Source organism: Burkholderia sp. MBR-1, assembly GCF_013822785.1.
Taxonomy (GTDB): domain Bacteria; phylum Pseudomonadota; class Gammaproteobacteria; order Burkholderiales; family Burkholderiaceae; genus Burkholderia; species Burkholderia vietnamiensis.
On sequence record NZ_CP053609.1, the window covers coordinates 1,911,025 to 1,924,694 of the forward strand.

General features: G+C 69.4%; 12 protein-coding genes. 9 read left to right on the forward strand and 3 right to left on the reverse strand.

What is annotated here, in order from left to right; genetic code table 11:
• Positions 1–55 precede the first annotated feature (55 nt).
• Positions 56–2,653: an ATP-dependent chaperone ClpB gene (gene clpB / locus MBR110_RS08790; RefSeq protein ID WP_011884999.1), complete on the forward strand. Its 2,598-nt coding sequence runs from the start codon at positions 56–58 to the stop codon at positions 2,651–2,653.
• A 127-nt stretch (positions 2,654–2,780) separates the two neighbouring features.
• Here clpB and MBR110_RS08795 read toward each other — a convergent pair whose 3' ends face one another.
• Both MBR110_RS08795 and MBR110_RS08800 read right to left on the reverse strand, forming a co-directional pair.
• Positions 2,781–3,212 (reverse strand): YidB family protein, encoded by a 432-nt coding sequence (locus MBR110_RS08795; protein WP_011884998.1) that lies wholly within the window; start codon positions 3,210–3,212, stop codon positions 2,781–2,783.
• A gap of 75 nt (positions 3,213–3,287) precedes the next feature.
• Positions 3,288–3,890, reverse strand: a complete 603-nt coding sequence (locus tag MBR110_RS08800; RefSeq protein ID WP_011884997.1) for a ComEA family DNA-binding protein — start codon at positions 3,888–3,890, stop codon at positions 3,288–3,290.
• Positions 3,891–4,197: 307 nt separating this feature from the next.
• On the opposite strand from MBR110_RS08800, the gene MBR110_RS08805 reads away from it, so the two are divergent.
• On the forward strand, positions 4,198–4,659 hold the full coding sequence (locus MBR110_RS08805) for a MerR family transcriptional regulator (protein WP_034195398.1): 462 nt from the start codon (positions 4,198–4,200) through the stop codon (positions 4,657–4,659).
• Positions 4,643–5,077 (forward strand): carboxymuconolactone decarboxylase family protein, encoded by a 435-nt coding sequence (locus MBR110_RS08810; protein ID WP_011884995.1) that lies wholly within the window; start codon positions 4,643–4,645, stop codon positions 5,075–5,077. Before MBR110_RS08805 ends, MBR110_RS08810 begins: the two co-directional genes overlap by 17 nt.
• A 37-nt stretch (positions 5,078–5,114) precedes the next feature.
• Here MBR110_RS08810 and MBR110_RS08815 read toward each other — a convergent pair whose 3' ends face one another.
• Positions 5,115–7,043: a sigma-54-dependent Fis family transcriptional regulator gene (locus MBR110_RS08815; RefSeq protein WP_045579458.1), complete on the reverse strand. Its 1,929-nt coding sequence runs from the start codon at positions 7,041–7,043 to the stop codon at positions 5,115–5,117.
• Between the two features lie 513 nt (positions 7,044–7,556).
• Between MBR110_RS08815 and MBR110_RS08820 the strand changes: the two genes are divergently transcribed.
• The 6 genes from MBR110_RS08820 (at position 7,557) to lipA (ending at position 13,665) form a co-directional block, all read left to right on the forward strand.
• The gene (locus MBR110_RS08820; protein WP_034195399.1) at positions 7,557–8,615 is read left to right on the forward strand and encodes an ATP-NAD kinase family protein; all 1,059 of its coding nucleotides are present in this window, start codon (positions 7,557–7,559) and stop codon (positions 8,613–8,615) included.
• Positions 8,616–8,674: 59 nt separating this feature from the next.
• On the forward strand, positions 8,675–9,451 hold the full coding sequence (locus tag MBR110_RS08825) for an SDR family NAD(P)-dependent oxidoreductase (RefSeq protein WP_059456789.1): 777 nt from the start codon (positions 8,675–8,677) through the stop codon (positions 9,449–9,451).
• Between the two features lie 76 nt (positions 9,452–9,527).
• Positions 9,528–10,511, forward strand: a complete 984-nt coding sequence (locus MBR110_RS08830; RefSeq protein ID WP_014723114.1) for a thiamine pyrophosphate-dependent dehydrogenase E1 component subunit alpha — start codon at positions 9,528–9,530, stop codon at positions 10,509–10,511.
• A 61-nt stretch (positions 10,512–10,572) separates the two neighbouring features.
• Positions 10,573–11,577 (forward strand): alpha-ketoacid dehydrogenase subunit beta, encoded by a 1,005-nt coding sequence (locus MBR110_RS08835; protein ID WP_046426131.1) that lies wholly within the window; start codon positions 10,573–10,575, stop codon positions 11,575–11,577.
• Positions 11,578–11,581: 4 nt separating this feature from the next.
• Positions 11,582–12,697: an acetoin dehydrogenase dihydrolipoyllysine-residue acetyltransferase subunit gene (locus tag MBR110_RS08840; RefSeq protein WP_034195400.1), complete on the forward strand. Its 1,116-nt coding sequence runs from the start codon at positions 11,582–11,584 to the stop codon at positions 12,695–12,697.
• Positions 12,698–12,699: 2 nt separating this feature from the next.
• A complete protein-coding gene (gene lipA, locus MBR110_RS08845) occupies positions 12,700–13,665 on the forward strand; it encodes a lipoyl synthase (protein ID WP_069224226.1) in 966 nt (321 codons plus the stop codon).
• The last annotated feature ends 5 nt before the right edge of the window (positions 13,666–13,670 follow it).

Genomic DNA, 13,670 nt, shown 5'->3' on the forward strand with positions numbered 1-13,670 from the left:
ACCCGTATAACGATCCTCATCTTGGTGTTAATCGAAAATTGGAGGCTTCACCCAAATGAGAATCGACAAGCTAACCACCAAGTTCCAGGAAGCGCTCGCGGACGCCCAGAGCCTCGCCGCCGGCCGCGACAATCAATACATCGAACCCGTGCACGTGCTGGCGGCGCTGGTCGCGCAGCAGGACGGCTCGGCGCGTTCGCTGATGTCGCGGGCGGGCGTACACGTGCAGGCGCTGCAAGGCGCGCTCAATGAAGCGATCGCGCGCCTGCCGCAGGTGACGGGCACCGGCGGCGACATCCAGATCGGCCGTGAACTGGCCGGGCTGCTGAACCAGGCCGACAAGGAAGCGCAGAAGCTGAACGACACGTTCATCGCGAGCGAGATGTTCCTGCTCGCCGTCTCCGACGACAAGGGCGAAGCCGGCAAGCTCGCGCGCCAGCACGGCCTCACGCGCAAGGCGCTCGAAGCCGCGATCGCCGCGGTGCGCGGCGGCTCGCAGGTGCACAGCCAGGACGCGGAAAGCCAGCGCGAGGCGCTGAAGAAATACACGGTCGACCTGACCGAGCGCGCGCGTGCCGGCAAGCTCGATCCGGTGATCGGCCGCGACGACGAAATCCGCCGCTCGATCCAGATCCTGCAGCGCCGCACCAAGAACAACCCGGTGCTGATCGGCGAGCCGGGCGTCGGCAAGACCGCGATCGTCGAAGGGCTCGCGCAACGGATCGTCAACGGCGAAGTGCCGGAGACGCTGAAGGGCAAGCGCGTGCTGTCGCTCGACATGGCCGCGCTGCTCGCCGGCGCGAAGTATCGCGGCGAGTTCGAGGAGCGCCTGAAGTCCGTGCTCAACGACATCGCGAAGGACGAAGGCCAGACGATCGTGTTCATCGACGAGATCCACACGATGGTCGGCGCGGGCAAGGCCGAAGGCGCGATGGATGCGGGCAACATGCTGAAGCCGGCGCTGTCGCGCGGCGAGCTGCACTGCATCGGCGCGACCACGCTCGACGAATACCGCAAGTACATCGAGAAGGACGCCGCGCTCGAACGCCGCTTCCAGAAGGTGCTGGTCGACGAGCCGAGCGTCGAGGCGACCATCGCGATCCTGCGCGGGCTGCAGGAAAAGTACGAGCTGCACCACGGCGTCGACATCACCGACCCGGCGATCGTCGCGGCGGCCGAGCTGTCGCATCGGTACATCACCGACCGGTTCCTGCCGGACAAGGCGATCGACCTGATCGACGAGGCCGCGTCGAAGATCAAGATGGAAATCGATTCGAAGCCCGAAGAGATGGACAAGCTCGATCGCCGGCTGATCCAGCTGAAGATCGAACGCGAGGCCGTGAAGAAGGAGCAGGACGAGGCGTCGCAAAAGCGCCTGCAGCTGATCGAGGAAGAGATCGAGCGGCTCGGTCGCGAATACGCGGACCTCGAGGAAATCTGGACCGCCGAGAAGGCAGCGGTGCAGGGCAGCGCGCAGCTCAAGGAAGAGATCGAGAAGGTGCGTGCCGACATCGTGCGTCTGCAGCGTGAAGGCAAGCTGGAGAAGGTCGCCGAACTGCAGTACGGCAAGCTGCCGCAGCTCGAGTCGCAACTGAAGCAGGTCACGCAGGCCGAAGCGCAGGAGCAGCACGCGCCGACGCGTCCGCGTCTGCTGCGCACGCAGGTCGGCGCGGAAGAAATCGCGGAGGTCGTGTCGCGTGCCACCGGGATTCCGGTGTCGCGGATGATGCAGGGCGAACGCGAGAAGCTGCTGCACATCGAGGAAAAGCTGCACGAGCGCGTGGTCGGCCAGGACGAGGCGATCAGCGCGGTGGCCGATGCGATCCGCCGCTCGCGCGCGGGGCTTGCCGATCCAAACCGTCCGTACGGCTCGTTCCTGTTCCTCGGGCCGACCGGCGTGGGTAAGACCGAGCTGTGCAAGGCGCTGGCGTCGTTCCTGTTCGACTCGGAAGAGCATCTGATCCGGATCGACATGAGCGAGTTCATGGAGAAGCACAGCGTCGCCCGCCTGATCGGCGCGCCGCCGGGCTATGTCGGCTACGAGGAAGGCGGCTACCTGACGGAAGCCGTGCGCCGCAAGCCGTACAGCGTGATCCTGCTCGACGAGATCGAGAAGGCGCATCCGGACGTGTTCAACGTGCTGCTGCAGGTGCTCGACGACGGTCGCATGACCGACGGGCAGGGCCGCACGGTCGACTTCAAGAACACGGTGATCGTGATGACGTCGAACCTCGGCTCGCAGGTGATCCAGTCGCTGACCGGCTCGCCGCAGGAAGAGATCAAGGATGCGGTGTGGATCGAGGTGAAGCAGCACTTCCGCCCCGAGTTCCTGAACCGGATCGACGACGTCGTCGTGTTCCATGCGCTCGATCGCAGCAACATCGAATCGATCGCGAAGATCCAGCTCGCCCGCCTGCACGACCGGCTCGCGAAGCTCGACATGGCGCTCGACGTGTCGCCGGCGGCGCTCGAGCAGATCGGCAAGGTCGGCTACGACCCGCTGTTCGGCGCGCGGCCGCTGAAGCGCGCGATCCAGCAGGAGATCGAGAACCCGGTCGCGAAGCTGATCCTCGCGGGCCGCTTCGGTCCGAAGGACGTGATCCCGGTCGACGTCAGCGACGGCCAGTTCGTGTTCGATCGCGTCGTGCACTGAGCGGCATCGGCCGCCCGCACGCCCGGCTCGCGCCGGGCGCGCAAAAACGAACGCCCCGCTTCGTGCGGGGCGTTTGCATATGGGCCGGCGCAACCGCCGCCGGACCGTCGGGCCGTGCGCTGCGCGCTCAGCCTTGCTTGTTGCCGCCGAACATGCCGGCGAGCTGCGTGAGCGTGCCCAGCACGTTCGACGTGTCGATCTGGCCGCCGGCCGGCACTTCGCCGTTCGGCGTCGCGCCGTTGACCACGTGCGGCAGCACCTGCGCGAGAATCGACGAGGCCTGCGACGGGTCGATGCCGACCTTGCTCGCGAGCGAGCCGACGACGTCGGAGCCGAGCACGTTCTGCAGCGTGTCGGCCGAGATCGGCTGGTTTTCGCCGGTGCCGACCCACGAGCCGATCACTTCGCCCGCGCCGCCGGCCTTGAACTTCTCGATCAGCCCGTTCAGGCCGCCCGGCTGGTTGTTGATGAATTCGAGCGCGGTCGCGATGAGCGCGCTTTGCGAGTTGCCGCCGGCCTGGCCGCCGATCAGACCGCCGACGATGTCGAGGAGACCCATGATTCTTCACCTTCACTGAAAAGGGCGCCGTACGACGGCGCCCGTTGAACGAATGCCGCGCGCACGCGGCGTATGTCAGGCGCCCGACGCCGCGGCGGCGGAGGCGGCCTTGTCCTTCTTGCTCTTCTTCTTCGAACCCTTGGTCGCTTTCGCGGACGACGCTGCGGCCGGGGCGCTCGCGCCTGCATCGGCCGACGCCGCGGCTGCTGCTGCCGCCTTGTCCTTCTTCGACGCACGCTTGCTCTTCGCCGGCTTGGCCGCCGCGTCGGACGCGCTGGCGGCAGGCGCGGTCGCGGTCGCCGGCGTGCCGGTGGTCGCGCTCGGCGACGTCGTGGCCGACGGGGCCGGAGCCGGAGCCGCCGACGGCGTCGCGGCCGGCTTCGACAGCTTCACGCCCTTCGGCGGCGTCGACGAGCCGCCGATCGTCAGACCGTTCTCCTCGAGATGGCCGACCGATTTCGTGCCGAGCCCCTTCACGCGGTTCGCGAGATCGTCCGCATCCTTGAACGGGCCGTTCTTCGTGCGTTCGTCGATGATCGCCTTCGACTTCACGGGCCCGAGGCCCTTCACCGCTTCGAGCGCCGCCTGGTCGGCGGTGTTGACCTCGACGGCAGCGGCCAGACCGGCGGCAAGCGACAACGACAGCGCGACGAACAGCATCAGCAGCTTCTTCAGCATGGCAGGCTCCCTGATTCGGACGGACGGATGGATGGCGGTAGCAATCGACGGCGACGCGACACCCGCCGCGTGCCGCCGTTAAGCATAGGTCAAATGCGTGCCCTTTTTGAGACAGGCTTCCCGCATCTTGCTGAAGGCTTGCGCCGGTGTAAAGACGCAAAGCCGCGCGGCACGGTGCTTTTGACCATTCTTGACGGTGTGCGGGGGTGCGGGCGGGTGTGTGACGCAGCGCGTGACGGCGATCGGGCCTGGCCGTTCGATCGTGCTTGACTTAGAGTGAACTCTAACTCCTAACCTTGTTCCTGCCATGTCGAAAACCGTTTCCAGATCCACCGCCGCCGGCCCGCTGACGATCGGGCAAGTCGCCGAACTGACCGGCGTGTCGACGCACACGCTGCGCTATTACGAGCAGGCCGGGCTGTTGCGCGCGATTTCACGCACGGCCGCCGGGCACCGGCTCTATGCGCCGGCCGACCTGGACTGGCTCGCGTTCGTGATGCGCCTGAAGGCGACCGGCATGCCGATCGCGCAGATGCAGCAGTTCGCGGCGCTGCGGGCCGAAGGCGAGTCGACCTTCGGCGCGCGGCGGCGCTTGCTCAGTGCGCATCGCGATGCGGTGCGCGCGCACATCGCCGAGTTGCAGGCGAGCCTCGACGCGATCGGCGACAAGATCGCGTACTACGAGCAGCAGGAGCGCGAGACGGAACGACGGGCAAATCCTACTCACTTACCCTCGGAACAGGACGGATACCATGGAACGACTCGTTGACGATCGCTTTGCGCGCGGCTGGAACAAGCTGAAGGAAATCGACGGCGAAGTGGGCGAGCGCGTCATCGCGGCGCTTGCGCCGATCGCACCGGACTTCGGACGGCTGTTGGTCGAATTCGGCTTCGGCGACATCTACAGCCGGCCGCAACTCGACCTGAAGGCGCGCGAGATCGCGACGATCGCCGCGCTGGCCGCGCTCGGCAATGCGCAGCCGCAATTGAAGGTGCACATCGAGGCCGCGCTGAACGTCGGCTGCACGCGCGACGAGATCGTCGAGGTGTTCATGCAGATGGCCGTCTATGCGGGCTTTCCGGCAGCATTGAACGCACTGTTCGCCGCGCACGAGGTGTTCACGCGGCGCGTCGACGCGGCCGGCGCCGACGCCCGCACGGAAGCGGCCGTGGCGCACTGCGGGTGAAGCGAAGCGCGCGTCGGCGGGCGGACGCGCCGACGGATCAGATCCGGTGCGGCGCGACGATCCGGTGCTTGGCGATGCGCCGGTACAGCGTCGCGCGCGAGATGCCGAGCGCGCGCGCGGCGGCGTCGGGCCGCCAGCGATGGGCGGTGAGCGCCGCGACGATGCGGCCGCGCTCGTCGTCCGGCGGCACGCCCGCGCCGTGCGCGCCGAGCCGGGCACCGAGCTGCGCGGCGAGGTCGGCCGGCAAGTCGCGCCGCGTCACGCGCGCGCCGTCGCATACCGCGCACGCGTAGCGCAGCACGTTGCGCAGCTGGCGCACGTTGCCGGGCCACGGGTAGGCGGCGAGCTCTTCGGCGAGCGTCGCGTCGAGCGTCAGCACGTGGCCGGTGGCCTGCGCCTCCTCGGCGAACACCGCGGCGATCACGTCGCGCACGTCCGCGCGCTCGCGCAGCGGCGGCAGCGCGAACGTCGCGCCGCTCAGCCGGTAGTACAGATCCTCGCGGAACGTGCCGTCGGCGACCATGCGGGCGAGATCGCGGTGCGTCGCGCAGATCACGTCGAGATCGACGCGCACCGGCGTGTCGCTGCCGAGCGGCACGACCTCGCCGTCCGCGAGCACGCGCAGCAGGCGCGTCTGCAACGCGAGCGGCATGTCGCCGATTTCGTCGAGGAACAGCGTGCCGCCGTCGGCGAGCGCGATCTTGCCGCGCGCGCCGTGCTTGCGCGCGCCGGTGAACGCGCCGGCTGCATAGCCGAACAGTTCGCTCTCGATCAGCGCCTCCGGCAGCGCGCCGCAGTTGACCGCCACGAACGGCCGCGCGCGCCGCGCGCCGGCGTCATGCACTGCGCGCGCAAACACTTCCTTGCCCGCGCCCGTCTCGCCGAGCACGAGGATCGGCAGCCGCTTGCTCGCCACGCGCAGCGCGAGTTCGGCCTGCTGCGCGACGCGCGCGTCGCTGCTGTTCAGGAACGGCGTGAGCGCGCCGACGTGACGCTGCTCGGCGCCCGGGCGGCGCGCCGTCTTGTCGGTCTCGCGGCTCGCGCGCCGCAGCGGCGCCCGCAGCCGTGCATAGAGCGGCGCGCCGGTGGCGCGCAGCCGCAGCGCGACGATCGCATCGAGGCGCGCGGCGTCGCGCAGCGGCATCTCGGTCGCATCGAAGATCTCGTCGATATGGCGCGGCTCGTTCAGCGCCGGCAGCGCGTCGCGCGCGTGCCGGTTCGCGGCGACGATGTTGCCGCATTCGTCGAACGCGATCAGCCATTCGGGTTGCGCCTCGACGTAATGACGGTTCGGATGACCGAACAGAATCCAGTGCTGCGCGGTGCTGTGCACGAAGTAGCCGTCCTCGATCAGCGCCGCGCTCTGCCGCACGAGCTGGTACACGAGGCGCTGGCTGTCGCGGCTGTCCGGCGACTGCACGGCCGATGCGTCGAGCACGCCGATCAGCTCGCCGCCCGGCGAGAAGATTGGCGCGGCGCTGCAGGTCAGCGTGGTGAACGCGGCGCGGAAGTGGTCGGTCTTGTGCACGGTGATCGGCGCGAGATCGGTCAGCACGCTCGCGACGCCGCAGGTGCCTTCCTCGCTTTCCGACCAGCAGGTGCCGATGTGCAGCCCCGCATGACGAAAATCGTTGCGGCGGTCGCGCTCGATCCGGTAGTCGATCGTCACGCCGTGCGCGTCCGTCAGCATCACGCAATAGTCTGCAACGCGAATCATGTCGTGCAGGCGCGTGAGGCACTGGCCCGACGCGCGCAGGAACGCCTCTTCCTTGTCGCGCACCTCGCGCAGCTCGGCCGCGGTGAGCACGCGCGGGCCGATCGACGACGCGGGATCGAGCGCGTAGCGCTCGAGCGAGCGCTGCCACGACGACACCAGACGCGCGGATTCGGCCGGCGCGGGCAGGCGTCCGGCAAGCGCGCCAAGGACGCGATCGGCGTGCTGCGCCTGGGGGACGGCATAGGGCATGGTCGGCTCCGGTTCCATACGGCAGGGAATTCGACCTTCTTGTAGCACATCCGCTTGCGCGGATCACATTGCATCGCAGCACGCGGCACGCGTGAGACGTTCGTCTCAGCGCGATCTCGGCCGTCTCGCGCCGTTGAGACGCGCGGGCGGGCCGGCCGCGACGTTCGGCCGGCGCGCGCCGTGCCGCGACACGCATGGCTCGGCGGCCGAACCGCGCGATGGGCGACGTCGCCGCGGCAGCCACCCGTGCGACTCGGCCGCGTGAGACGCACGGGGCGTTTCGTGCGGCGGCGAGCCGTCGCGCCGGCCTGCGTCACCGCCCGGCAGCGGTGCCGAGCCTGTATCCGCGCGGGTTTCGCGGTCGTGGTGCGCACGATGGCACGCCGCTTGCAGATGTGATCGGCAAGCCCGGCGCGTTGGCGTCGGCGACGACGATCCGCTGCCCTCGATGACGGCGGACGAGACATGCAGGGCCGCTGCGCGAGCGCCGGCCCAATGGATGGAGACAAGCCCGTGACGACGCCCGTGACCGTCGGCGTGATCGCGAACCCCGCATCGGGGCGCGACATTCGCCGTCTGACGACGCATGCATCCGTGTTCCCGACCGCGGAGAAGGCCAACATGGTCGTGCGCCTGCTCGCCGGCCTCGGCGCGATGGGCGTCGAGCGCGTGCTGACCTTGCGCGACAAGACGGGCATCGCGACGCTGCTGATGCGTGCGCTCGATACGCACCGCGCGGTCGCGCCGCACGAGCGCTGGCCCGAGGTCGAATTCGTCGATCTGCCGATCACCGACAGCGTCGCCGACACGCAGGCGGGCGCCGCCTACATGCACCGGATGGAAGTGTCGCTGATCGTCGTGCTCGGCGGCGACGGCACCCATCGCGCGGTCGCCGCCCACTGCGGCGCGACGCCGCTCGTCGCGCTGTCCACCGGCACCAACAACGCCTTTCCCGAACATCGCGAGGCAACCGTCGCGGGCGTCGCGGCCGGGCTCGCCGCGACCGGCGCGGTGCCGGCCGAGATCGCGTTCGTGCGCAACAAGCGGCTCGTCGTGCGCTGCATCGCCGGGGCGAACGCGGGGCGCGAGGAGATCGCGCTGGTCGACGTGTGCGCGGCGCGACAGCGCTTCATCGGCGCGCGTGCGGTCACCGGGCCGGCCGACATCGAGACGCTCTACCTGACCTTCGCGGAGCCGGACGGCATCGGCCTGTCCGCGCTCGGCGGCGCATGGGCGCCGCTCGAGCGCAGCGCGCCGCACGGGCTCGCGATGCGCTTTGCCGTAGACGGGCGGACGGACGGCACGCCGCTCGTCGCGCCGATCGCACCGGGGCGCGTCGATCGCGTCGTGATGCGCAGCTGCGAGCGGCTGGAGCCCGGTGCATGGCAGACCATCCCGTTCGAGCGCGGCACGCTCGCATTCGACGGCGAGCGCGAGATCGAGGTCGCGCGCGGCGAGCGCTACGAGATCGCGCTCGACTGGCACGGGCCGCTGACCGTCGACGTCGGCCGCACGCTGCGCTACGCGTCGTCACGACAGGTGCTGCGCGAAGCCGGCGCGTGGCGCGATTGAAGGTGCGTGTACCGGCAAGCCATTTCGATATCCATAACGACGAACACGGAGACATCGCCATGACAACCCCTCTGGAAGGCCAGGTCGCGATCGTGACCGGCGGTGCGCGCGGCATCGGCCGCGGCATCGCGCTGACGCTCGCGGCCGCGGGCGCCGACATCCTGCTGGCCGATCTGCTCGACGACGCGCTCGACTCGACCGCGCGCGAAGTGCGCGCGCTCGGCCGCCGGGCGGTGCTCGCGAAGGTCGACGTCACGCAGGCCGCGCAGGTCGACGCGATGGTCGCGCAGGCGCTCGCCGAGCTGGGCGGGCTCGACATCATGGTGAATTGCGCGGGCGTGATCAGCATTCATCCGGTCGAGGCGCTGAGCGAGCGCGACTGGGATTTCGTGATGGACGTGAACGCGAAGGGCACGTTCCTCGGCTGCCGCGCGGCGCTTGCGCATCTGAAGGCGCAGGGGCATGGGCGGATCATCAACGTCGCATCGATCGCCGGCAAGGAGGGCTTCCCGAATCTCGCCCACTACAGCGCATCGAAGTTCGCGGTGGTCGGTTTCACCAACGCACTGGCGAAGGAACTCGCGCGCGACGGCGTGACCGTCAACGCGATCTGTCCGGGCATCGTGCGCACCTACATGTGGGACCGGCTGTCCGACGAATGGAAGACCGATGGCGAATCGGTCGAGCAATCGTGGCAGCGGCATCAGCTCACGCTGATCCCGCAGGGCCGCGCGCAGACGCCCGAAGACATGGGCCGCCTCGCGCTGTTCTTCGCGACGATGGACAACGTGACCGGCCAGGCCGTGAACGTCGACGGCGGCTTCACGTTCCATTGACCACGCACGCCGAGCAATCCGTCGCCGCGGCGCGGCCGCGGCGGCATTCGCAGTCAGACCTACTCAGGAGACACACATGACCGTTTCGACCCAGCTCAGCAGGGACACGCTGCTGGACGCCTACCGGCTGATGCGCACCATCCGCGAATTCGAGGAGCGCCTGCACGTCGAGTTCGCGACCGGCGAAATCCCCGGCTTCGTTCACCTGTATGCGGGCGAGGAGGCGTCCGCGGTCGGCACGATGCTGCACCTCGGCCTCGAGGATTACGTCGCCACCACGCACCGCGGCCACGGCCACTGCATCGCCAAAGGCGTCGACGTGCACGGGATGATGGCCGAGATCTACGGCAAGAAGACGGGCGTCTGTCACGGCAAGGGCGGCTCGATGCACATCGCCGACCTCGCGATGGGGATGCTCGGCGCCAACGGGATCGTCGGCGCGGGCGGCCCGCTCGTCTGCGGCGCGGCGCTCGCGGCGAAGCACAAGAAGACCGGCGGCGTCGGCGTGTGCTTCTTCGGCGACGGCGCATCGAACCAGGGCGTGATCTTCGAATCGATGAACCTCGCGTCGGTGTGGCGGCTGCCGGCGATCTTCGTCGCCGAGAACAACGGCTATGCGGAAGCGACGTCGGCGAGCTGGTCGGTCGCGACCGACAACATCGCCGACCGCGCGAACGGCTTCGGGATGCCGGGCGTGATCGTCGACGGCTTCGACTTCTTCGCGGTGCACGAAGCGCTCGGCGAAGCGGTCGCACGCGCGCGCAACGGCGGCGGCCCGACGCTCGTCGAGGTGAAGTTCACGCGCTACTTCGGCCACTTCGAGGGCGACGCGCAGACTTACCGCGCGCCGGGAGAAGTGCAGAAGCTGCGCGACGAGAAGGACTGCCTGAAGCACTTCGAAACGCGCGTGGTGCGCGCCGAAGTGCTGACCACCGACGAACTGCGCGCGGTCGATGCGCAGGTGAAGGCGCTGATCGACGACGCGGTCGCGCAGGCGAAGGCCGCGCCGCTGCCCGATGCGGCGGACCTGCTCGCCGACGTGTACGTGTCGTATCCGTGAGCGCGGCCTGACCGAGCAACTGCCGGCCGACACGGCGAACCGAATATTCCAGGAGACAGACATGGCAAGGAAGATCACTTATTCGCAGGCGATCAACGAGGCGCTCGCGCAGGAAATGGCGCGCGACGACAGCGTGATCGTGATGGGCGAGGACAATGCAGGCGGCGCGGGCGCGCCCGGCGAGGACGACGCGTGGGGCGGCGTGCTCGGCGTGACGAAGGGGCTGTTCCACAAGTTTCCGGGCCGCGTGCTCGATACGCCGCTGTCGGAAGGCGGCTACATCGGCGCGGCGGTCGGCGCGGCCGCGTGCGGGATGCGGCCCGTCGCGGAGCTGATGTTCATCGACTTCATGGGCGTGTGCTTCGACCAGATCTTCAATCAGGCCGCCAAATTCCGCTACATGTTCGGCGGCAAGGCCGTCACGCCAGTGGTGATCCGCGCGATGTACGGCGCCGGCCTGCGGGCGGCGGCGCAGCATTCGCAGATGCTCACGTCGCTGTTCACGCATATCCCGGGGCTGAAGGTGGTGTGCCCGTCGACGCCGTACGACGCGAAGGGCCTGCTGATCCAGTCGATCCGCGACAACGACCCGGTGATCTTCCTCGAGCACAAGCTGCTCTACACGCGTGAAGGCGAGGTGCCCGAGGAATCGTATGCGATCCCGTTCGGCGAGGCCAGCATCGTGCGCGAAGGCGACGACGCGACGATCGTCACCTACGGCCGCATGGTCCATCTCGCCACCGACGCGGCCGCGAAGCTCGCGAAGGACGGCATTCACGTCGACGTGATCGACCTGCGCACGACGTCACCGCTCGACGAGGAAACGATCCTCGAGAGCGCGGAGCGCACCGGGCGCGTAGTGGTGGTCGACGAAGCGAACCCGCGCTGCTCGATCGCCACCGACATCGCGGCGCTCGTCGCGCAGCGCGCGTTCCGCTCGCTGCAGGCGCCGATCGAGCTGGTGACCGCGCCGCACACGCCCACGCCGTTCGCCGGCGTGCTGGAAGACTTGTACATCCCGTCCGCCGATGCGATCGCGCAGGCGGTACTGAAGACGAGGAGCTGACACGATGTCGATTCACATGATCACGATGCCCAAGTGGGGGCTGTCGATGGAGCAGGGGCAGGTCAACGGCTGGCTGAAGTCGATCGGCGAGCGCGTGACGAAGGGCGACGAAGTGCTCGACGTGGAGACCGACAAGATTTCGTCGGGCGTCGAGTGCGCGTTCGACGGCACGCTGCGCCGGCAAGTCGCGCAGGAAGGCGAGACGCTGCCGGTCGGCGCGCTGCTCGGCGTGGTCGCCGCAGCTGATGCGAGCGACGCCGACATCGACGCGGCGATCGCCGAATTCCAGCGCGATTTCGTGCCGAGCGCGGCCGCCGACGACGCGGCCGGCCCGCAGCCCGAGAAGGCGCAGATCGGCGGGCGCACGCTGCGGTTCCTGAAGCTCGGTGACGGCTCGGGCACGCCGGCCGTGCTGATTCACGGCTTCGGCGGCGATCTGAACAACTGGCTGTTCAATCACGCGGAACTCGCCGCGCATCGGCCGGTGTGGGCGCTCGACCTGCCGGGGCACGGCGAGTCCGGCAAGGCGGTCGAGACCGGCAGCCTCGACGAGCTGGCCGACGCGGTGCTCGCGCTGCTCGATGCGCAGCAGATCGAGCGCGCGCACCTGATCGGCCATTCGATGGGCGGCGCGGTGGCGATGGCGGCGGCCGAGCGCGCGCCGCAACGCGTGGCGTCGCTGACGCTGATCGCGAGCGCCGGGCTCGGCGCCGACATCAACCGCGATTACATCGACGGCTTCGTCGCGGGCAACAGCCGCAACACGCTGAAGCCGCATCTCGGCGCGCTGTTCGCGGATCACGCGCTGGTGACGCGGCAACTGGTCGAGGATCTCGTCAAGTACAAGCGGCTCGAAGGCGTGCAGGCGGCGCTCGAGAAGATCGCGAACGCGGCGTTCGACGGCGCGGCCCAGCGGCGCGTGTTCCGCGATCGCGTCGCGTCGCTCGCGCCGCGCACGCTGGTGATTTGGGGCGAGCACGACCAGGTGATTCCCGCGCAGCACGCGCAGGGCTTGCCGGACGGCGTGCGCGCCGAGGTGATCGCCGGCAGCGGCCACATGGTGCAGATGGAGGCGGCTGCCGACGTGAACCGCCTGATCGTCGCGTTTCTCGGAGACTGACGATGGCCGCCGCGCTCGAACGACCCAGCCTCACCGCGCTCGGCCAGCCGGGCGCGCGCAGCCGCGACAAGCTCGCGCGCATTCCGGTGCGCGTCGAGCCCGTGGCGGGCGCGGCGCTGCCGAAGCCGTCGTGGCTGCGGGCGCGGCCGATGTCGAGCGGGGCGGTCGCCGACATGGCGGCCGTGCTGCGCGATCATCGGCTGCATTCCGTCTGCGAGGAGGCGATGTGTCCGAATATCGGCGAATGCTTCGCGCAGCGCACCGCGACCTTCATGATCATGGGCGGGCTGTGCACGCGGCGCTGCCCGTTCTGCGACGTCGCGCACGGCCGTCCCGAGCCGCTCGATCCCGACGAGCCCGCGCGGCTCGCCGCGGCGGCGGCCGCGCTCGGGCTGCGCTACGTCGTGATCACGTCGGTCGATCGGGACGACCTGCGCGACGGTGGCGCCGCGCATTTCGCCGCCTGCATCGCGGCGGTGCGCGCGCGCGTGCCGGGCATCGGCGTCGAGGTGCTGACGCCCGATTTTCGCGGCCGCGTCGCGCGTGCGCTCGACGCGTTGTCGTCGGCATGGCCGGACGTGTTCAATCACAACATCGAGACGGTGCCGTCGCTGTATCGGGCCGCGCGGCCCGGCGCCGATTATCGCGGCTCGCTCGAACTGCTCGCGCAGGCGAAGGCCGCGCGGCCGGCGCTCGTGACGAAATCGGGCTTGATGCTCGGGCTCGGCGAGCGCGACGACGAGGTGCGCGCCACGCTGCACGACCTGCGCGCGCACGAGGTCGACGTGCTGACGCTCGGCCAGTATCTGGCGCCGTCCGCGCATCATCTGCCGGTGCGGCGCTACGTGAGCCCCGACGCGTTTGACGCGTGGCGCGACGAGGCGCTGGCGCTGGGGTTTCGCGAAGTCGTCGCAGGCCCGCTCGTGCGCTCGTCGTATCACGCGGCCGACGTGCTGAAGCCCGCGTGAGCCGC